Raw genomic sequence first — 16,496 nt, 5'->3', positions numbered from 1 at the left:
ACCACCCCGGTACAAGCAAAGTGTACCTTAACGCTATTTTTTTGTAAACGATTTCAACTCAAGCTATTAAAATACCCACGTATGAACCTAATAAACGTTAGATTCATGCGTGGGTATTTTTAGTAGACCAATTTAAACTTTCTATGTTAATTAACCATTATTTAAAAATAAAATGTTCGTCCCCATTCATGCGCACCCGTGTAATCAAATAACGTTGAATTAAACCCGGATAACGCATAACTGCTAAACATAACAATGGCACCAAACCAAATCATGAACAAACTAATCTTAATCCAATTATGACGTATATATTCAAACATTTTATACAATCTCCTTTAATCTTCTTTTCAAAATCTCACCTACTAAGTGCGTTAAACCTGCCACGAATCTAATTAAATATCTGACTGAATACCAAGCCACCGGTGCCATTAGAAATCCAATACCCAACATTGTAGCCCCTAGCCCCAATTGCATTAACCCAATTAGTAACCCTTGTTTCAGACCTACAAGCGGCGACAAAAATACGCTAAACACACCAACAATAATTGACGATAAGGATAAGACACTTGTGGCTACTGGGATTAACCACATTAATAGGTAGCCTATAGTAACTAAAAATATACTCATCAATTTATGTCGTAATCGTCTTATCATTTTAAGCCGCCGATCCTATTTTTCTTCTTAACAGCCGGCCTATCCAACGCGTTAAACTAACTGAATATGCGATTAAGTATTTTGCTGTGAATCTTGTCATTACGCCACATAAGAGACCCACGCCAATCATGACAAATCCCATGCCAAATTGCATTAAGCCAATCACAAATTCCTGATTAACCATCACGACTGGTGACAGTATCAAACTAACAACTCCGCCCAAGACAAATGATGCGAAAAAAATGCCGGCGAGTGCTGGTACCAACCAAATTAAAAGATAACCCGTTGCAATCAAAATGGCAGCCGTTAACGCTAAACTTCCCCATAATGGTGATCCCAATATAAGTAAAACAACAATTAATGCCGTTAACGCTGGTGACCGTTTTTTCTGTCCGCCTGGACGCTCAATCAGCGCCAATCTCATGGCGATTTGGTTCGGTGTTTCTAAACTAGTAAAAATAGTGGTTTCGGATTCGCCGGCCTCCAATCGGTCATCGATTAGCTCATCGTAGTACGCAATCGTATTATCAACATCCATCACTCGATAAAAATTGAGTTCTTCATCCAATTTTTTAATAAATTTTCTTTTATCCATTAGTTAGCCCCTTTTATGTAATCATAAACCGTCATTACTTGTTGCCAGTCATCCAGAAATCCCTGAATATCCGCTAGCCCCGTTTCGGTTAGATGGTAGTACTTTCGCAATCGTCCATTATGTTCAACACTGTAACTCTCAATAGCCTCTTGTTTTTCCAAGCGTTTCAAAATAGGATATAGAGTTGAATCTGAAAGATCAATGACTCCCGACGTGTCCTTAATAATTTGATAACCATATGAATCCGATGTTCTTAAAGTAGCTAGCACACAATATTCCAACATGCCTTTTTTTAACTGACTATTCATCAACTCACTCCCTTCAAAATACATACTATACGTTACATAGTATAATGTCAAACGCTATATTTATTTTTAGGCAAAAAAAATCCTTTGGAATCTCTCCAAAGGATTTACTAATAGACTATTTATTACGTTTAAAGCTAAGTGTTAAACGTTTAGTTTGCATGAAGTATTGACAAACACCTGCAAAGACAAGTGGAATAACGATACTTACTAGTACGATAAGCCAAAGATATGGCTGTCCAAAATCAAGTTCATCGATACTTCCCATCCCGCTAAAATCATTATAATAATTCTGCCATCCAGGTAATAAGTTCACAATAACGGGTTGAATATATGCTTCAAATAGTTTTGATACAACCAGCCAAGCACCTAAAACAACCCACCATATTTTACGTTCAAATAAAGTTACAAAGCTACTGATGGCAATAGCACCAGCCATTATGCTCCAAATACCCAAGATAATTACAATGATCATTTTAGGGTCCAATAAATTCGTGGTACCCGAGTAACGACTGTTAAATAAGATTCCCATAATTGGGTAAAAAATAACAAATGTCACCAGTTGGCTACCGAAAAGGCTGACCAACTGCGTGATATAACTCGTTTTTCTAGATATACCATTTAGAATACCAAAATCAAATGGCTTACGAGCCGTTGTAAATGACAGTATGATTAAGTCCGCCTGCGTCACAATCAACCCACCGGCGGCCAAACTAATGCCCAATGTAGATGATAAAACTGAAAAGTCCGCAAGTTTAATACTCAAAATAATTTCAGTAATAATCATAAATGCTTCTATAATTAGAAATGCAATAATTAAATCACGCCAAATGGCCGTTAATCGATACTTTAACATTGCTTTAAACATTTAACTCACGCTCCTCTTCGGTTAACTTGATAAAACTATCTTGTAAATCACTATGTTTAATCACAATACTGTCAGGAATAATGCGATTGGCAGGAAGGTCGGCGTATATGTAACAAGTGTAGAGTGTACCAATCTGTTCATCGTCCAAAATTTGAAGACCCTGACAGTACAACTGGACTTCCTCTTTGGGTCCACTAATCTGATAACTCTTTGCCAATAAATCCTCGACGTCAGAATCAACAATGATTTTTACATCTTTTAATATCAAAATATGTGCCACCAAATTAGCAATTTCTTCAACAAGATGTGTTGATAGAACAATCGTCCTCGCCCTATTTTCATAGGCTTTCAAAATATAACGGTACAGCATAACTCGATGATTAGCATCCAACCCCAGAATAGGTTCATCTAGGAAAACATATTCCGCGGGTACACTCAGTGCAACAATCGTTTTAAAAATTGTACGATACCCCGTTGAAAGTTGTGAGACTTTTTTCTTAGGGTCCAACTTAAATGCGAGTAACATTTCATCCGCTAACGTCTGATCAAAAGTACCCTGTAATAAAGTCGTTTTCTTTATAATATTCTTTAAACTATCTGACTTGTTAAAAAGATTATGTTCTGACATTAAATAAAATTCCTGTACTGGATGATCACGACCCGTTAATTCCTTGTCCTGCCAAACAACCGATCCACTAGAGGCAAAGATATGATTAGCTAAAATGCTCAACAACGTACTCTTCCCCGCACCATTACGGCCTAATAATGCATAAATTGTATTAGGTTTAAGATTCAAATTTAAATCATCCAACACTACTTGATTACCAAATTTCTTCGTTAAATGCTTCGTCTCTAAATTACTCATTATCATAACTCCTCTCAATAAGTGCGATTAGTTCAGCCTTAGTTAACTTTAATTTTTGTGCTTCCTTAATGAACGTTTCAACGTAATGATCATTAAATTCAGCTTGCCGTTTAGTCGTTATCTGATCCTGTGCCATCTTAGTCACAAACATTCCACGTCCTCTTTTCTTTTCAATTAAACCATTCTCTACTAGCTGGTTCATTCCTTTTAAAACTGTCGCTGGATTAATATTAAATTGCCGGGAAATCTCGGTCGTTGACGGTACTTGGCTTTCGGCCGGGAAAACACCCGTAAAGATACCCTCTTCAATTTGTTCAGCTATCTGTCGATATAAAGGCGTTTCATTATCAAATTCAAAAAACAAAATTATCACCACTTTCGTTAGTTGGTTAATTACTTATGTAACTAACTTAGCATTTATTTTTTTAATATGCAACCTTAATATTTAATTCATTTATGACAAAAAAAGAGATAAAGCTGTTAGACGGCTTTATCTCTGAGTTAAATTATTTTTTCCACACCATTAAATATTCTTTTTCGTTGTTATCTGTATCCATATCTTCTGACTTAATTATAAACCCTTCTCTTAAATAAAAATGAGTTGCCCGTTCGTTTTTTTGATATACATTTAAACTTAATTCCGATTTTATCTTTTTTGCGTAATCTAATAACTGTTTCCCAATTCCTTTAGACTGCACATCAGATGAAACAAATATGCCGGAAATATAGGTGTCATTCAGACCAACAAATCCTGTAATTACACCATTTTGTTCATATACAATTATTTCCGCGAGCGGCAACATTTTTTTAACCTCATCAAAATGACTTTTCCAATAGTCTTCAGAGATAAAAGCGTGCGCAGTCACGTTTACCTGATACCATAATTGAACAATTTCTTCAATATCATCGTTCGTTGCTTGTCTTATCATTTATTTTTTCTCCCTTTATTACCTAAAATAACGACCGGTCTTTTCCAAATGAATCCTAAATAAATGCCTACCGCTAACCAACTTAATAGTGTTATATAACCAGATATTTTTTGAATCAAGGTCTTCTTATACACCACTTTATATACCATTTTCCCAGGCATTATTTTTGCCGCCACAAGCCCGTGACTCGCGTACGTCGGAATAGTTTTATTTTTATCCGTCTGAATAACGTACCCCTTATAATAAATTTTCGGGAAAACAACAATAGTTGGTTGGTCAAAATCAAAGGATCCTGAACTCTTTTTTTCACGTAGCACCTTATAATTGATATCTTTAGGTAGATAATCAAGGCCACCACCAATAGCAGTATTATATTTTTTCGTTACATTCTGGTTCGTCAAAGTTAAATTATTAGCTTTAAAATTATTTGATACAGAAAAATTAAACGTCATCGCCAACATCAGGATTAAAAAAATTAGCGATTTAAAATACTTATGTTGATTCGTTTCTGACATTTTCGCCAGTAATAAACTACCAAATAATGTCGCAAAAATTAGAATCCGCCATTCAAATTGAATATTTGAAAACCATGAGTCTTTAAGCATGGGCCAAATCAATAAGTTAGTTGAACCAACCATAAACAGAGTTGTGATTATTAATAAGCGTTTAATGATTGGTAAACTACTTTTATACATGAATAAGCCAACAATCACGGCCAACATTAGAAGCGGTCCAACATTGGGAGAACTATTATTCCAGACGCCTGCCGCATTTGACATTGATCCATAGACTAGTTTAGATAAAGAAAAATCTAGCCCGGTCCCCCATAATGAATGATGTCCCATGAAATTATATTTTTCACTCGCCATTTGTTCTAAAACTGGAAAAACTGTCGCGCTTGCTAATATAATGGCGAATAAATAAGCATCAAATTGTCGTTTTACAAATTCAATTGATTTTTCTTTTTTAATTAATACATATATATTAATAATCCCTATGATATAGACACAGATTAGTGTAGTCATGGGATGAATACTTGTGACTAACCCTAATCCTAGCGCTAATGTTAGGATACCGTGTTTTTCATTTTTATAGACCTTATAAAATCCTAAAATAACTAACGGTAAAAAGATAAAGGCACCAGCCTCGCCCAAATCCCCACGAATAAACAAATCACCCAATCGATAGGTACTACAAGCATAGACAACTGTTGCCAGCAATGCTGTTCGCCTATTTTTAAAGAAGTGTTGCGCAGCGTAGAAGCCCACAAGTAGTGTCGCAAACGTATACGTCCCAATTAATAAGTAATATGATGCGATAAAGCCTAATCCCAACGAATAGAATAAGACAAATGGTAGTAAACTGTAGGACGGATAAAATAAATCAGTAGCATACCCATACCCTTTTGCCATACCATCAAAAATCATGGGATGAAAATCCTTGTTCACCATAACTGAATGGTAATAAGACAGTAACCTATTTTTATGAAACAAAAAATCATCATTAACATTTATTTTATGCTCTAGTAAAAATGGCATAACCGTTAGTATTGAGATACCTATAAATAGTAGCACCATTAAAATTTTATTTTTGCGTGACATGAGAACCCCTTAATTTTAAGCCCATAGATTCGGCTTAATGCTGTATTACAATCTAGTCTTTATAATCATATACCGCACATACACAATTGAATTAATAATAGCAATCAAGGCAGTCGTTATGACAACTACTGAAAATTGATTAAACATCAGGCTTACCAGTAATCCAATAATTGTTGAAATCGTAAAAAAGACAATTACCTGCTTATCTGAGTTCAACTGTTTCTTATTATACGGACTCGTTAAAAATAATCCTAAGTAAAACAAACTTAAACCTAAATATAAACTTAATATCGCAAAATTTTTAGGAATGTGGCTCTCTCCGATAAACTCTAACGAAACAGTCACCAAACTTATCCCAAATAAAATGAAATAATGAACATAAATTAATCGAATACCTGTTTCATCAGAACGATTCTCATCTATATAATGATCCATTTGCGTGATGTACGTCATAAACAGTGCGCCAACAATCGTAAATATAAGAATCGAATAAAAATTAAACGTTTCAACCGTGAAATATGACGCAATGCCAACGATTGTTTCTCCAAAAGTGATGATTGTTAGTAATGTTAGTCGTTCCAATATATGCGGAAAATTAAGCGCATGGAGCTTTAAAATAGATCCAAAAAGACCCGGTAATACCCAACTAATTGCAATACCAATCAAGGCAACCGGAATACCAAACTTAAGTGGTAAAAATGCGCCAATAAAAACTAAAACTGTTCGTGCCGCAGTAATTGTCATCATTAATCTAGAAATTCTTTTATCCGCACTTTTTTTAGAAGTCAGATAGACCGTTCCGTACTGAACGACTAATACGGTGGACAACAGACCCGTTGCGATGGCAAAGGGTTGAAACCAGTCTTGAATATTACCTTTAAACGCATTAGACATATATAACAAAATGGCGACGTCAATCATAAAAAGAATAATATCCGCGATTGAATTCTTCCCATATCGATTAATAAACACACTCTTAATCATCCAGGTATTAATAAAAACAACCATTACTACCGAAAAAATAATAAACGCTTCGGCGACACTCGCCAGATTCCCTTTAAAATGATAAAGTAAATCAGTTGTTTGCGAGATTGCATAGGCAAATACTAAATCATAAAATAATTCCGGTAATTCAACTTTCTTTTTAAATATCTTTTCTGCCATATTAATCTCCCTCAAAAATGGTTTACCCTTATTATAAACGATTAATTAAGTTCAAGCCTTACATTAACATTTATTGATTCTAAAATTAGTCGTTCACCCTGTATCTTTCATGTTTTCTTCGGAATGGTACAATTAAACCAACAAAAGAAAGGTTCGGTGAAAATAATGCCTATTACAGTTAATATTTTATATAGTGGTACTGGCACGAATGCTCAAGACTTCGCCAATGAAATGATGTCTACCGGAGTCGTGTCACAGATTAGACAAGAATCCGGAAATTTACGTTATAATTATTTTACGGATATGGAAGATAACCAATCTGTCTTGCTAATTGACGAATGGACTGACCAAGCAGCTATTGATGATCATCACAAAAGTGACATGATGACCACCATCGCAGAACTCCGCATAAAGTATCATCTTAAAATGCAGGTAACTCGCTATGTTAGAGATGAAAAGTAGCCCATTTACGCTACCCTTAAACAAAAATACCGCATAACAATTAGATTTCCGTCTAATCGTTATGCGGTATTTTATTCTCTAGATAAAAGGTCTTCCACCTGCAAGCATAAGTCCTAAAACACCTACGCCTATACAACAGATACCCACTGCATAAATCACACTTTTATTTAATTGTTTTCTGTTTTTTCGTGCAAAAGTCATTTCAGTTAATCCGATAAATATTATAGCAACAATCAATTTAATGGCCGTTAGCATTGGATCTCGCTGCCATGCATAGCCCAATAACATAATTCCACTAGCAATAGAAACCAAATACCCCAGTCTCGTAATCATTTGATAAATTTTTGTATTAGAATTTGTAAAAATCGTGAGCGCCACTAAAACTGCTATCACAACCCAAGTAATAAGATGTATCAATAACCAAATCATAGTTAATCTCCCTTTAAATTAATCTTATTATTAGTTTATCATTATTCTTCGTGAAATCAAGGTTTCAAAATTTATGCAAAAAAAATAATCCCTTTGTTAAAGGATTATCAATTTTAGTCTATTCCCACTCAATTGTTGAAGGCGGCTTGCTCGTAATATCATACACGATACGGTTAACGTGTGCGACTTCATTTACGATACGCACTGAGATATTTTGTAGGACATCCCAAGGGATTCTAGCAAAATCGGCAGTCATACCATCAATTGACGTGACGCCACGAATACCAACTGTGTAGTCATAAGTACGACCATCACCCATCACACCAACACTTTTAATGCCCGGTAAGACAGTAAAGTATTGCCATATTTCACGGTCAAGACCAGCTTTTTTAATTTCTTCACGTAAGATTAAATCACTATCTCTCACGATAGTTAATTTTTCTTCAGTAATTTCACCAAGTACACGAATTCCAAGACCAGGACCTGGGAATGGTTGACGCCATACTAATTCATCACTCATACCCATTTTTTCGCCAAGTTCGCGAACTTCATCTTTAAATAATGTACGTAATGGTTCAATTAAACTAAATTGCATATCATCAGGAAGGCCACCAACATTATGATGAGATTTAATCGTTTGGGCAGTTTCTGTCCCAGATTCAATCACATCAGTATAAAGTGTTCCTTGAGCCAAGAAGTCAATTCCTTTTAGCTTAGTAGCTTCATCATCAAAGACGCGGATGAATTCATTACCAATTGTTTTACGTTTCGTTTCAGGATCAGAGATTCCCTCTAATTTACCTAAGAAACGTTCTTGTGCATCAACTTTGATAATATTTAATCCAAATTTACCGCCAAGCATTTCCATAACTTGATCAGCTTCATTCTTACGAAGTAAGCCATGATCAACGAAAATACTTGTTAATTGGTCACCAATTGCTTTGTGTAATAAAACACCAACAACTGAAGAATCAACCCCACCGGATAAACCAAGAAGAACCTTCTTGTCACCAACAGTTTCGCGGATTTTAGCAATTTGTAAGTCAATAAAATCATCCATTGACCAGTTACTTTCAGCTTCACAAACATCAAATGCGAAACGACGTAAAATGTCATCCCCAAATTCAGTATTGCGCACTTCAGTATGGAATTGAAGACCATAGAATTTTTTATCAAGATTTTGGATTGCAGAAATAGGACAGTTAACTGAAGTTGCAACTGATGTGAAACCATCAGGAACTTCTGTTACTAAGTCACCATGACTCATCCAAACAGTTTGTTCAGTTGGTAATCCTTTAAATAAAGTTGCTTCTGGATCTGTAACTTCGATAACGGCTTTACCGTATTCTTTGTTATTCGCATTTTCAACTTTACCACCAGGCATGCAGTATGCCATTAATTGCATACCATAACAAATACCTAAGATAGGAATGCCTAATTCAAAGATTTCAGGATCAATTCTGAATGCATCTTCATCATAAACACTATTTGGGCCACCAGAAAAGATAATACCTTTAGGGGCAATCTCTTTTATTTCGGCCGCACTAATCTTGTGTGATAATAATTCAGAATAAATTCCGAATTCGCGCACACGACGAGTAATTAATTGATTATATTGACTACCAAAATCAAGAACGATAATTTTGTCGAAATCTTGCATGTTAACGTTGGCCAAAAATAGTCACCTCTTCATATTTTTTAATTTCTTATTACGTCTATTCTACTGATTGAAACCCAGTTGGTCAATCGTTTGATTTAATTTTCATGAAAATCTGTGAAAATACGTCTTTTTTCTAATATTTGCGTAAATAAACAGTATTAATTCGATGCTCATCTGTCTTCTCTAAAATAAGATCAGCACGATTTCTAGTGGGTAAGATAAAGGTATTCAAATTCTTTAGATTCACGGTTTTCCAAACATTACGGGCTAGCTTAAATGCCTCATCATGATTACCAATTGCGTAGTCATAATAGTAATTTCCAGGTTTCTGAAAAGAAGTATTCAATAAGACACCGAAACGTTCCAAATACCATTTTTCAATTAAGTCCGCATTAGCATCAACATAAATTGAGTAATCAAAAAAATCACTAACATACAGTTGTTGATTACTAGGTAACTGTAAAACATTAATCCCTTCGACAATTAAAATATCTGGCTGATCAATAAGTTGAACGGCTCCCGGTACAATATCATAACTATCATGAGAATAAACGGGGGCCTCAGTTTTCAACCCACTCTTAACATCATTCAAAAATAAAATAAGTTTCTCCATATCATAACTTTCTGGAAACCCTTTGCGGTCTAATATATCTCGACGAATAAGCTCTTTATTTGGAAATAAAAACCCATCTGTCGTAATTGACTGTACTTTTTTAGTTGGATATAACGTTGTAAGCAATAGTTGTAACAACCGTGCAGTCGTACTCTTACCGACTGCCACGCTACCCGTGATACCAATTACGAAAGGCCATTTTTTAGCTTTAATTCCCAAAAAGTCAGCTTTTTTTGATTGCAAATCTTGTTTACCCGCCAATGTCATATTCAATAAATGAACCAGGGGCATATAAATTTCCCGCACATCTTGAACCGATATTTTATCGTTGACGGATTGAATTTGATTCAATTCTTGTTGGGACAATGAAACCTGCTCCGCTTTATAGAAGTCTTGCCACTCATCCCTTGGAATTTTATAATAATTCATTTGTTTATCCATTTTAGAAATCCTCTAATAAAAATTACTTACCTTAGCAAATAATTTCTTTCACAGCTTATTTTAAAATATATAATGCTTTTGAAACATGATCAAATAATGGTGACAATTCAATTTCAGCATAGACATTCAAACGGTGCATTGCTCTTGAGCAAATCGTATAAACCAATTGACGTTCGTCTTCTTCGTGATAATTGGCTTTTGAAGCGCCCCACATCACAACAGCATCAAATTCCAAACCTTTAGCCAAGAAAGCCGGCACAATAATTGTCCCCTCAGCTAAACGTTGGTTTTCCGTTTTAATCAACGTTACAGGCACATCATCAGCCTGCAAACGATTATAAAGCGCCGTACATTCAGCTAATGATTTCGCAATAATAGCTGTCGTCAAATGATCATCTACATTTTTTGCTAATTGATTTTCTAAATCTTGAACCAATTTATCCGAGTTCTTATCCACAGTAATTGTGGGTAAGTCCCCTTGTCGGTTGAACGAGGTAACTGATTCACCATTTATCAACACTTCTTTTGTGAAATCTGTGATTTGTTGTGTTGATCGGTATGATTTCGTTAATTGAACAACCTTTGTTTTATCAGCCGGGAATAAATGCCCCAATTCTGACAATAGACTCTTGCTATTTTCTTTTGTAAAAATAGCTTGATTCAAATCACCTAGCAAGGTGAACTTAGCTCTTGGGAACCCTTCCTTCAGAAAGGCTAACTGGAATGCCGTATAATCTTGAATTTCATCAATAAAGACATAACGGACATCTGTTTCCCCATGTTTACCCGTCATTCGATCAAACAGGTAAAGGTATGGCGTTACATCGTGCATCGAAATCTGACGCGTTTTCAATCGCGCGACAACATCAGCAACATCGTCTTGCCATTCTTCTAAAGTAACCCCATAATCACTCAAATTAACGTACTTAGGCACATTGTGTAAAAAGTTCACATATTGTGAATTAATGTTCAAAAATCGGTTACGCACAATGGCTTTGTGGACACTTGTGAATTGACGCATGACAAATGTTCGCGTTAAGAAACGCATTTCTTTATCACCACTCGCAAATTCTCGATCTTGATCGCCGTATAAAGCATTTAATTGTTCTTTTGACATATCTTGAATGGCTTTTTCAACCCACTCTAACTTAGCTTCAGCTTCAATTCGACGGTTCAACAATTTAACTAACGACTCGCGCGTTGCTTCCAATCTCGTACGCAAATGGTAATTTTCATTATATTTATAGTAAATTGATTTGATTTTATCTTTTGAAATGAAAATTTCATCATTAAATTTAATATCTCTAAATTTCATATCCGCTTGTTCCAAATGTTCTGAATAAGCCATTGATGCATTAAAGAAAGCGAGACTATTTTTCAACACCTGAATATGCTTCTTGGCAGTCGTATTATCTTCTTCAAATCGCTCTTGTAAGGTTTCAACTTGCATGTTCGGTAAGCGTCTTGATGCATATTGGAAGTAAGTCATTTGAACCATGTTTTGTTCACCAAGTTCTGGCAACACTTGATCGATATAATCATTAAACAGCTGATTAGGTGAGAATAAAACAACTTGGCTAGCCGTTAAGTTACCACGATAACGGTATAACAAGTACGCCACTCGTTGTAAGACTGCTGAGGTTTTACCCGATCCAGCTGCCCCTTGAACAAATAATAATTCCGCTTTAACATCACGAATAATTTGATTTTGTTCTTTTTGAATTGTTGTAACGATACTCTTCATTTTTGTATCCGCAGAATCGTTCAAAACATCTAATAACATTTGATCTCCGACGGCTTCATCAGTATCAAAGATCGTTTCAATCTGTCCATCGTCAATCACGAATTGACGTTTCAATGAAACGTCTACCGTCTGGTCACCGTCTGGCGTTTGGTAAGTGACATCCCCTAGCCCACCATCATAGTAAACACTTGAAATGGGTGCACGCCAATCGTAGACCATAAAATGTTCAGGACGATCTGCGAATGATCCTAATCCAATATAAATTGTTTCTTTTTTATGATTTCCTTCTTGGATATTCAGTCTAGCAAAATATGGTTTATTCTCTAATTTCTTTAAAATATCTAAACGTGATGTCGCATTTTTCCAACTTGTCTCACGTTCAGCTAACATTTGTTGTTGTTGACGAACAGACATCGCCGTATCAATCATTCCGGTATACGTTGTCGTATTGATATGAACATCACTTGTAAATTCACCATTGATTGATCGTGCTTCATTTTCTGCGTACTTAATTTCATTTTGGCGTTTAACTTCAGCGTCTTTAATCTTAATAATCACGTCATCAAGATGTGCTTGTTCTTCTATTTTAATTTTATCAGCCACTTCTTAATACCCCACTTTACATGATTTTCTTAGGCTTAATAGTGTATCACTTTTCAATAATCAACTCAAATAAGCTCCCAGTTGACTTTATTTTTTATTTGGCAAGAATTGGTCAACCGTAATACCCACAGCCAATCCAATCAGTGTCGCCACGGCAATTTTGCCCATCATAATACCGGCAACTAATCCAATTAATGTTGTCATTCCTGCAATTAAAGCACGTCTTGTCATATTGACCTCCAAAAATTTAATATATCAAGTATACCAGTATCAAAACCGGTTTGACACCAACGACCCTCAATAACAACGCAAATCTTAATAAAAGCTAAATATCGGTTAAATTAATAGTCTTTTTTTACGTTTCGGTTTAATATAATTATTAAGAATAAGAGGACTGGAGGATCCGACAATGTTCGAACAAGCTTGGTTTTTATTCACCCATTTCGAAAACTATCTAGAACCCTTGTTTCAAACGTTAGGCAGTTGGAGTTATCTAACTCTTTTTGTCTTAATTTTTGCCGAAACAGGCCTTGTGATCTTTCCTTTTTTACCCGGCGAGACACTACTTTTTTTCACCAGTTCAATTGCCGCCTACTCAACTCAAACTTTAGATATTCGTATCTTAATTCCAATATTTTTTTTCGCGGCACTTATTGGCGATGCCGTTAATTTTGAGATTGGCCGTCACTTAAATAAATTACCGTTCCTTAAAAACAGAATTTCTCCAGAAAAAATGGCATCCGCAAATATTTTTTTTAAAAAACACGGAGCTAAGACTGTTATTTTCGGCCGTTTTGTCCCTTTAATTAGGACGTTTGTACCCCTTATTTCGGGTAGCGCTCGAATGAGTTACCGCCACTTTGGACTATATAACTTTATCGGCGTCACACTTTGGGTGGCACTAGGAGCTGGTATTGGTTATTACTTTGGTGCACTCCCTTTTGTTAAGGATCACTTCTCGGTCATTTTCATTTCAATTGCTGGAATTGCCCTAATCCCTTCAATCTTAGCCGGATTATTACACTTATTTAAATTTATTACTAATAAAAAAGCACGTTCTTAAAATTTAGAATGTGCTTTTTTGGTCTCATAAATCTTTAGATTAATCGTTTTCTTTAGCGTATAATGGGCCTATCATATAAATTTCAGGAGGTTCACATGTCATTTACAGTCTATCTCGTTCGTCATGGTCAAACAATTTTCAACAAATATAACCGGATGCAAGGGTGGTCCGACTCTCCACTAACAGAAAAGGGCATCAACGATGGTCACGCAACTGGTAAGAAGTTAGCAAATATTCACTTTGCTAACGCTTATAGTAGTGACACGACTCGCGCAAACCGAACAGCAAATTATATCTTATCTGAAAATGAAACATCTTCGAATCTAACTGTTAAATCATCCGAATTTCTAAGAGAACAAGGATACGGATACTACGAGGGTGCTGATTCTTCACAAGCTTGGTTTGTTGTTGGCAAACCACATGGTGCGGCTAACTTTACCGAAATTCTACAACAATTTTCAATTGAAGAAGCCCGTGATTTTTTCAAAGAAACAGACCCTTTTCACGATGCAGAAGATGATGCTGATTTCTGGGCACGTCGTGATAAAGGCTTTAATTTATTACGTGAAGATGCTAAAGATGGCGATAACGTTCTCGTTGTCAGCCATGGTACAACTATTCGAAGTATCGTTTCTCGCTTTGCACCCGAAATTGATATCACAATGAGTCCTAAAAACGGTAGTGTAACGAAATTAATTGTTGACGATGATTCTGTTAAAGTTGTCTACTTTAACCATCACGATGACGATAAAATCTAAATTAAAAGGAGTAGCCATTGACTGGCTACTCCTTTTAATTTAGATTGCTTTACGTTGTGTTTTATAATCGATAACTTCTTTTTCAGATAAGTTACCTAATTCTTGTAGTTTATCTTCAATGATATTTAAAACAACATTACGATCAGCTTCGTTTTCAACAAAATCATACTTGTCACCATCAATAACTAAAAATTCTGAGACGTCATATTCTTTTTCCCAATCTTCATAGTAACGAAGTAATGTTTTATAGTATTCAACCAATGAATGATCCGTTTCAATTTGTTCGTAATCGCGTCCACGTTTTTGAATACGGTTAACCATTGTTTCGTAAGAAACTTTAATCATAATCATCAAATCAGGTGATTTTTTATGTGCCGCATAAGGTAATTCTTCAAGCATATTTTCTAATAAATCTTGATAAATGTCATATTCAACATTTGTCGCATTACCCATTTCCGTATTCATCTTCATGAAAATTGCATCTTCATAAATTGAGCGGTCAAGGACATTATTATCCTCTTGCATCGCTGCTTTAATCATTCTAAAACGACGATTTAAAAAGAAAGTTTGTAATAAGTAAGCATATGGGTTAGTTGCGTCCTTATCTCCTGCTTCACGTTTTTTTGCAGCAATCTCATTACCCTTGTAGAATAAAGGTAATACGGGGTTATCTGTTACGGGTTCGTAGAAAGCTTCTACCCCAAGTTCTTCAGATAATATTTTTGTCATACTAGATTTTCCTGAACCAATAATACCAGCCAACGTGATCAAAATAATAAACACTCCTTCTTAAATAGTTAATCCAATTTATGTCGTCAAAAATAATCAAATCTAGACTTATAACACCTCATTCGGTATTATCTTACTAGTCAATATTAATAAATAATCTCATATTTTTAATTCTCCGTTTATTTAGTATACATTGGTTTAAATAAAATAAAAGTCTTTTCTTTTTCCAAAATTAATGATTTATAGTAAACTTTTTATTGAAAGCTAGACAGCTCTAAGCACCTTTTTATTTACAAAATAAATATTATTTACCATGAAAGGATTCTTATGTCATTTACTGTTTATATGGTCCGTCATGGCCAGACACTATTCAACTCTTTTCAACGAATGCAAGGTTGGTGCGACTCACCACTTACAGATGCTGGAATTGACAATGCGATTCATTCGGGAAAACTTTTACAAGATAAATCTTTCAACGCAATTTATCGAAGTGACACAATGCGCACAAAAAATACGTTGATTCATCTTTTAAAAGAATCTCATATTCCAGAGAATACTCGTTTAACGCCAATCGAATCAGATCTTTTTCGTGAAGAGTTTTATGGTTTTTTTGAAGGTCAGAATACTGATAAAGTCATGGAAACGGTTGGTCTACCCTATGGTTGTCGAACATTTCTTAATATTCTTGAAAAATATTCAATTGAAGAATCTCGCGATTTTATGAAAAAGGCCGATCCATTTGATCTAGCTGAAGATAATCAAGAATTCTGGGATCGTTATGATAAGGCATTCGATTTTTTACGCGCTCGCCAAAACGATGACGACCAAGTACTTCTCGTTGGTCATGGTACAGCCATTCGAAGTATCGTTTCACGTTATGCGCCAGAGATTGATATTTTAAAAAGTCCCAAAAATGGTAGTATCACTAAATTGATTGTTCATCCCGATACGGTTGAAGTGAGTTATTATGGTAACTTGGGCAAAACGCCAATCTAAGTATCAAAAAAATGCAC

Annotated in this window: 20 protein-coding genes; 4 read left to right on the top strand and 16 right to left on the bottom strand. The window is 35.2% G+C overall.

The genetic code is table 11. The features are described from left to right. Positions 1–161: 161 nt before the first annotated feature. From FC66_RS08085 to FC66_RS05120, 10 genes are all read right to left on the bottom strand, one after another. A complete protein-coding gene (locus tag FC66_RS08085; RefSeq protein ID WP_169787609.1) occupies positions 162–320 on the bottom strand; it encodes a hypothetical protein in 159 nt (52 codons plus the stop codon). Between the two features lies 1 nt (position 321). Further along, on the bottom strand, positions 322–654 hold the full coding sequence (locus FC66_RS05160; protein ID WP_057974323.1) for a hypothetical protein: 333 nt from the start codon (positions 652–654) through the stop codon (positions 322–324). A 1-nt stretch (position 655) separates the two neighbouring features. Beyond that, positions 656–1,249, bottom strand: coding sequence for a DUF1700 domain-containing protein (locus FC66_RS05155; protein ID WP_057974322.1), 594 nt, complete (start codon positions 1,247–1,249; stop codon positions 656–658). Further along, positions 1,249–1,557, bottom strand: coding sequence for a PadR family transcriptional regulator (locus FC66_RS05150; RefSeq protein ID WP_057974321.1), 309 nt, complete (start codon positions 1,555–1,557; stop codon positions 1,249–1,251). The genes FC66_RS05155 and FC66_RS05150 overlap by 1 nt, the downstream gene beginning before the upstream one ends. 115 nt (positions 1,558–1,672) lie before the next feature. After that, positions 1,673–2,422 (bottom strand): hypothetical protein, encoded by a 750-nt coding sequence (locus FC66_RS05145; RefSeq protein ID WP_057974320.1) that lies wholly within the window; start codon positions 2,420–2,422, stop codon positions 1,673–1,675. Then, positions 2,415–3,287, bottom strand: coding sequence for an ATP-binding cassette domain-containing protein (locus tag FC66_RS05140; RefSeq protein WP_057974319.1), 873 nt, complete (start codon positions 3,285–3,287; stop codon positions 2,415–2,417). The genes FC66_RS05145 and FC66_RS05140 overlap by 8 nt, the downstream gene beginning before the upstream one ends. Next, positions 3,280–3,651: a GntR family transcriptional regulator gene (locus tag FC66_RS05135; protein WP_057974318.1), complete on the bottom strand. Its 372-nt coding sequence runs from the start codon at positions 3,649–3,651 to the stop codon at positions 3,280–3,282. The genes FC66_RS05140 and FC66_RS05135 overlap by 8 nt, the downstream gene beginning before the upstream one ends. Positions 3,652–3,793: 142 nt before the next feature. Further along, the gene (locus FC66_RS05130; RefSeq protein WP_057974317.1) at positions 3,794–4,216 is read right to left on the bottom strand and encodes a GNAT family N-acetyltransferase; all 423 of its coding nucleotides are present in this window, start codon (positions 4,214–4,216) and stop codon (positions 3,794–3,796) included. Continuing rightward, positions 4,213–5,817: a glycosyltransferase family protein gene (locus FC66_RS05125; RefSeq protein WP_057974316.1), complete on the bottom strand. Its 1,605-nt coding sequence runs from the start codon at positions 5,815–5,817 to the stop codon at positions 4,213–4,215. The genes FC66_RS05130 and FC66_RS05125 overlap by 4 nt, the downstream gene beginning before the upstream one ends. Before the next feature lie 45 nt (positions 5,818–5,862). Continuing rightward, positions 5,863–6,981, bottom strand: a complete 1,119-nt coding sequence (locus FC66_RS05120) for a low temperature requirement protein A (RefSeq protein WP_057974315.1) — start codon at positions 6,979–6,981, stop codon at positions 5,863–5,865. A gap of 165 nt (positions 6,982–7,146) precedes the next feature. Here FC66_RS05120 and FC66_RS05115 point away from each other — a divergent pair, with 165 nt between their 5' ends. Then, on the top strand, positions 7,147–7,443 hold the full coding sequence (locus tag FC66_RS05115) for an antibiotic biosynthesis monooxygenase family protein (protein WP_057974314.1): 297 nt from the start codon (positions 7,147–7,149) through the stop codon (positions 7,441–7,443). Between the two features lie 78 nt (positions 7,444–7,521). On the opposite strand, the gene FC66_RS05110 is transcribed toward FC66_RS05115, so the two are convergent. The 5 genes from FC66_RS05110 to FC66_RS07965 all read right to left on the bottom strand — a co-directional run bounded on the left by FC66_RS05110 (position 7,522) and on the right by FC66_RS07965 (position 13,164). After that, a complete protein-coding gene (locus tag FC66_RS05110) occupies positions 7,522–7,872 on the bottom strand; it encodes a DUF1516 family protein (RefSeq protein WP_057974313.1) in 351 nt (116 codons plus the stop codon). A gap of 118 nt (positions 7,873–7,990) precedes the next feature. Continuing rightward, entirely contained in the window at positions 7,991–9,532 is a 1,542-nt protein-coding gene (gene guaA / locus FC66_RS05105) for a glutamine-hydrolyzing GMP synthase (RefSeq protein WP_181647452.1), read from the bottom strand. Between the two features lie 133 nt (positions 9,533–9,665). Beyond that, entirely contained in the window at positions 9,666–10,586 is a 921-nt protein-coding gene (coaA, locus tag FC66_RS05100; protein WP_057974311.1) for a type I pantothenate kinase, read from the bottom strand. A 55-nt stretch (positions 10,587–10,641) separates the two neighbouring features. After that, a complete protein-coding gene (gene helD / locus FC66_RS05095; protein WP_057974310.1) occupies positions 10,642–12,933 on the bottom strand; it encodes an RNA polymerase recycling motor HelD in 2,292 nt (763 codons plus the stop codon). A gap of 87 nt (positions 12,934–13,020) precedes the next feature. Then, positions 13,021–13,164, bottom strand: coding sequence for a hypothetical protein (locus FC66_RS07965; protein WP_157051996.1), 144 nt, complete (start codon positions 13,162–13,164; stop codon positions 13,021–13,023). 178 nt (positions 13,165–13,342) lie between these two features. On the opposite strand from FC66_RS07965, the gene FC66_RS05090 reads away from it, so the two are divergent. Together FC66_RS05090 and FC66_RS05085 are read left to right on the top strand one after the other, a co-directional pair. Further along, positions 13,343–13,996, top strand: coding sequence for a VTT domain-containing protein (locus FC66_RS05090; RefSeq protein ID WP_057974309.1), 654 nt, complete (start codon positions 13,343–13,345; stop codon positions 13,994–13,996). Between the two features lie 95 nt (positions 13,997–14,091). Continuing rightward, positions 14,092–14,754: a histidine phosphatase family protein gene (locus FC66_RS05085; protein WP_057974308.1), complete on the top strand. Its 663-nt coding sequence runs from the start codon at positions 14,092–14,094 to the stop codon at positions 14,752–14,754. Between the two features lie 39 nt (positions 14,755–14,793). Here the strand turns inward: FC66_RS05085 and FC66_RS05080 are convergent, their stop codons facing one another. Next, entirely contained in the window at positions 14,794–15,525 is a 732-nt protein-coding gene (locus FC66_RS05080; RefSeq protein ID WP_057974307.1) for a deoxynucleoside kinase, read from the bottom strand. 285 nt (positions 15,526–15,810) lie between these two features. Here FC66_RS05080 and FC66_RS05075 point away from each other — a divergent pair, with 285 nt between their 5' ends. Beyond that, positions 15,811–16,479, top strand: coding sequence for a histidine phosphatase family protein (locus FC66_RS05075; protein ID WP_057974306.1), 669 nt, complete (start codon positions 15,811–15,813; stop codon positions 16,477–16,479). Positions 16,480–16,496 lie beyond the last annotated feature (17 nt).

It is taken from the genome of Dellaglioa algida DSM 15638 (assembly GCF_001434695.1).
Lineage (GTDB): Bacteria > Bacillota > Bacilli > Lactobacillales > Lactobacillaceae > Dellaglioa > Dellaglioa algida.
This window is presented reverse-complemented; position numbering and strand designations above follow the sequence as displayed.

Excerpts from the sequence above, each read along its gene's own strand:
- FC66_RS05090 (WP_057974309.1), top strand. The coding sequence starts at position 13,343 with ATGTTCGAACAAGCTTGGTTTTTATTCACCCATTTCGAAAACTATCTA.
- FC66_RS05115 (WP_057974314.1), top strand. The coding sequence starts at position 7,147 with ATGCCTATTACAGTTAATATTTTATATAGTGGTACTGGCACGAATGCT.
- FC66_RS07965 (WP_157051996.1), bottom strand. The coding sequence starts at position 13,164 with ATGACAAGACGTGCTTTAATTGCAGGAATGACAACATTAATTGGATTA.
- guaA (WP_181647452.1), bottom strand. The coding sequence starts at position 9,532 with ATGCAAGATTTCGACAAAATTATCGTTCTTGATTTTGGTAGTCAATAT.
- FC66_RS05160 (WP_057974323.1), bottom strand. The coding sequence starts at position 654 with ATGATAAGACGATTACGACATAAATTGATGAGTATATTTTTAGTTACT.
- coaA (WP_057974311.1), bottom strand. The coding sequence starts at position 10,586 with ATGGATAAACAAATGAATTATTATAAAATTCCAAGGGATGAGTGGCAA.
- FC66_RS05125 (WP_057974316.1), bottom strand. The coding sequence starts at position 5,817 with ATGTCACGCAAAAATAAAATTTTAATGGTGCTACTATTTATAGGTATC.
- FC66_RS05110 (WP_057974313.1), bottom strand. The coding sequence starts at position 7,872 with ATGATTTGGTTATTGATACATCTTATTACTTGGGTTGTGATAGCAGTT.
- FC66_RS05085 (WP_057974308.1), top strand. The coding sequence starts at position 14,092 with ATGTCATTTACAGTCTATCTCGTTCGTCATGGTCAAACAATTTTCAAC.
- FC66_RS08085 (WP_169787609.1), bottom strand. The coding sequence starts at position 320 with ATGTTTGAATATATACGTCATAATTGGATTAAGATTAGTTTGTTCATG.
- FC66_RS05140 (WP_057974319.1), bottom strand. The coding sequence starts at position 3,287 with ATGAGTAATTTAGAGACGAAGCATTTAACGAAGAAATTTGGTAATCAA.
- FC66_RS05145 (WP_057974320.1), bottom strand. The coding sequence starts at position 2,422 with ATGTTTAAAGCAATGTTAAAGTATCGATTAACGGCCATTTGGCGTGAT.
- FC66_RS05155 (WP_057974322.1), bottom strand. The coding sequence starts at position 1,249 with ATGGATAAAAGAAAATTTATTAAAAAATTGGATGAAGAACTCAATTTT.
- FC66_RS05120 (WP_057974315.1), bottom strand. The coding sequence starts at position 6,981 with ATGGCAGAAAAGATATTTAAAAAGAAAGTTGAATTACCGGAATTATTT.
- FC66_RS05075 (WP_057974306.1), top strand. The coding sequence starts at position 15,811 with ATGTCATTTACTGTTTATATGGTCCGTCATGGCCAGACACTATTCAAC.
- FC66_RS05130 (WP_057974317.1), bottom strand. The coding sequence starts at position 4,216 with ATGATAAGACAAGCAACGAACGATGATATTGAAGAAATTGTTCAATTA.
- FC66_RS05150 (WP_057974321.1), bottom strand. The coding sequence starts at position 1,557 with ATGAATAGTCAGTTAAAAAAAGGCATGTTGGAATATTGTGTGCTAGCT.